The sequence below is a fragment of the Roseateles sp. genome, from assembly GCF_049240545.1.
Taxonomy (GTDB): Bacteria; Pseudomonadota; Gammaproteobacteria; order Burkholderiales; family Burkholderiaceae_C; genus Paucibacter_A.
The window spans coordinates 1-2,698 of sequence record NZ_JBMLSK010000046.1; the positions used below are offsets into that span (position 1 = coordinate 1).

Below are 2,698 nucleotides of genomic sequence, written 5' to 3' on the forward strand. Positions count from 1 at the left end.
AACAGCGACGGCGTGCTCAGCATACGGTTCACCAGCCACCGACCGGCGCTGCCCAAGCCTTCCGTTCGGTGTGCTATGCAGAAAGACGCCATGGGGCGTGGCAGCGCAACCCGAAGACGCACGAGGCTGCCTCTCTGAAAGGCAGGTTTCGCCAGGAATCGCGGCAGGAATCCGACGCCCAGCCCGGCCACTTGGGCAGCCAGCTTGTCACGCATCGTGCTCACAGTGAGCGTGTCTTGCCCGGGCAGCAGCCCGGCGGTGAGTGGCGTGCTGTCCCGCGAACTGTCTGCCACGCTGATGGCGCGAAATGACCGCAGTTCGTCTTCACTGACGGGCTCGTTCAGTCTTTCAGCCAGCCACGCCAAAGGATGCGAGGGTGCTACGGCGAAGTCGAAAGCCAGGCGGCCCAGCTCATGAATGGCGTAACCGCCCCCAGATGGCACGCCACCCGCACCGAGCCCGGCAACGACGATGTCAGATCGATCGGATCGCAGCGCATCCCAGGTTCCACCCAACGCCTCCTCGGACAGGCTGAGTCGCGTGCCGGTGCCCAGCGCATCCCATTCGGCCAACAGCGGGAAAATCGCTTGCAGGCCAAAAATGGTGTCGATGGATACGCGCAGCGTGGCCTCCCAGCCTGCCTTGCGCTGCCCCAACCTGCGCTCTATGTCGTGCGCCATGTGGAGCAACCGGCGCCCGTCTGCCAGCAACTCGGTGCCGATCGGTGTGAGGCGGACCCGGCGCTGCGAACGATCAAAGACCTGAACCCCTAGAACGCTTTCGACCTGCGCCACGGTGTAGCTCACTGCAGAGGGCACTTTGTGAAGTTCCGCGGCAGCCTTTGTGAATGAGGCGTGGCGAGCCACCGCATCCAGCACCCCCATTGCTTCGATCGAAAGTTTTGCTGCCACTGGAATGATCAGGATTCTTGATTCAACGCATCAAAACAATTTGACTCTTCGCCGCGCTTGGCTTGCTTATCCTAAGGGGAACGGGCCAGCTCGACAAAACCAGTCGCGCTTTGGCTTCAAAACTCTTGAACCAGGGAACCATCATGACATCCCGTCGGAAAGTACTTCGAGCCCTGTCTGGTGGGTCGGCCGTGCTCGGTCTGGCAGCGGCGACGGCCGCAACCGCTGCGACTGAAATGCCCAGTTCAGCTGCAGGCGGGGCGCGTGTTGTCACGCTCACCTTCCTGCAGGCCAAGCCAGGCCGCCTTGCACAACTTGAGCGATTCGTGCGATCCAACTGGTTCGCGATGGACGAAATTGCCGTGCAGCAAGGCCTGTTCGTGAGCTACGAGTGGCTCGATACCGGCAGCGACGAGGGGCCATGGAACGCCATCGTCATGGTCACCTATGCCGATGAAAAAGGGTTCGATGGCATCCAGCAGCGGTGGGCCCCCATTCGGTCAGCGCACCAAGAGGTGCGTCCTGACGCCCTGGGGATGAAAGACCTCGGCCAGGTGCTAGAAACCCGCAATCTGTTTGAACGCGAGCCATTCACTTCGAAACGGGCCACGCCGTCACGACGTGGTTGAGGGCGACTCTCGCCCGTTTGCAACTTCCAATCACTGAAGGAATCACATGAAGCATTCTCGCTACGCGCCCCGGATTTACGTGCTCTTGGTCGCTGCGTCAGCCGGGCTGTGCGCCTTGTCGCCAAAGCGCGTGGCTGCGCAACCTGCATCGGCCACTGCCGGCGTTGCTTCTGAGGAAGCGGCAGCTGTACGGATGGCCGTCGAGCGTTACTTTCAAGCAGCAGATTCTGGACGCGCAGACAACGTTCGAAGCGTGTTCTGGCCGACAGGCCGCGTGGAGGGCGTCGCTGGCAAGAGCTTTCTTTCCTGGAGCGCCGACGAGTTCGCTACACGTCACTTTCGCGGCCAGCCCAAAGCACCATCAAATCTAGCGCGCACGATCGAATGGCTGGATGTATCGGGCACCGGTGCCGTTGCACGGGTGAAGATCACGATGGGGCCCGAGACGACCTACTGGGACTACTTCACCCTGCACAAGATGGACGGCCAGTGGAAGATTGGATTGAAGGCTTTTGCCAACCCTGAGGCGCCGTGACAAGTGGCGTTTAGCCGTTTTGTGGCCGGCTTGGACGGATTGGCTGCAGGGAAGCGCGCTCCACCGACGCACCTTGCCGTTTTCAAGAATTCTAGGAGCCCCAGTGACCGTTCCGACCCTGCAATCTCCGATCGCCGTCGGCGCCCTTGCGCTGCCCAACCGCATCGTGCTCGCACCCATGACCCGCGCACGCGCCGGCATCGAGCGGGTGACCGGCGAAATCGTCGCGCAGTACTACGCCCAGCGTGCAAGCGCCGGCCTGTTGATCACCGAGGCGACCTCGGTGGCGCCCGAGGGCGTTGGCTACACGGACACGCCCGGCATTTGGTCGGACGACCAAGTACGAGGCTGGCGGGGCGTGACGGATGCCGTGCACGCAGCGGGTGGGCGCATCTTCATGCAGCTTTGGCACGTAGGGCGCTCGTCGCACAGCAGCCTTCAGCCGAGACGACAGCTGCCGGTCGCGCCATCCGCGATCGCGATCGAGGGGCAGACCTACACCTACGAGGGCATGCAGGACTACGAGGTGCCGCGCGCGCTCGAGACACATGAGATGTTGCAGGTGACTGAGCAATTCCGCCGTGGCGCCCAACAGGCGAAAGCGGCTGGCTTCGACGGCGTCG

Annotated in this window: 3 protein-coding genes and 1 pseudogene; 3 read left to right on the plus strand and 1 reads right to left on the minus strand. The window is 62.6% G+C overall.

What is annotated here, in order from left to right; translation table 11 throughout:
- A partial coding sequence (locus tag ACOVRJ_RS02840; RefSeq protein WP_422042393.1) for a LysR family transcriptional regulator occupies positions 1-884 on the minus strand: 884 nt, incomplete at its 3' end.
- Between the two features lie 152 nt (positions 885-1,036).
- Here ACOVRJ_RS02840 and ACOVRJ_RS02845 point away from each other — a divergent pair.
- The 3 genes and pseudogenes from ACOVRJ_RS02845 to ACOVRJ_RS02855 all read left to right on the plus strand — a co-directional run.
- Positions 1,037-1,540: a hypothetical protein gene (locus tag ACOVRJ_RS02845; protein ID WP_422042391.1), complete on the plus strand. Its 504-nt coding sequence runs from the start codon at positions 1,037-1,039 to the stop codon at positions 1,538-1,540.
- A gap of 46 nt (positions 1,541-1,586) precedes the next feature.
- Complete coding sequence (locus tag ACOVRJ_RS02850) at positions 1,587-2,075, plus strand: nuclear transport factor 2 family protein (protein ID WP_422042392.1); 489 nt, start codon at positions 1,587-1,589, stop codon at positions 2,073-2,075.
- A 103-nt stretch (positions 2,076-2,178) separates the two neighbouring features.
- Positions 2,179-2,698, plus strand: a pseudogene (locus tag ACOVRJ_RS02855) (alkene reductase); the annotation flags it as partial.

What these genes read in the sequence shown, in the direction of transcription:
- ACOVRJ_RS02850 (WP_422042392.1), top strand. Translation starts at nt 1,587, where the DNA reads ATGAAGCATTCTCGCTACGCGCCCCGGATTTACGTGCTCTTGGTCGCT.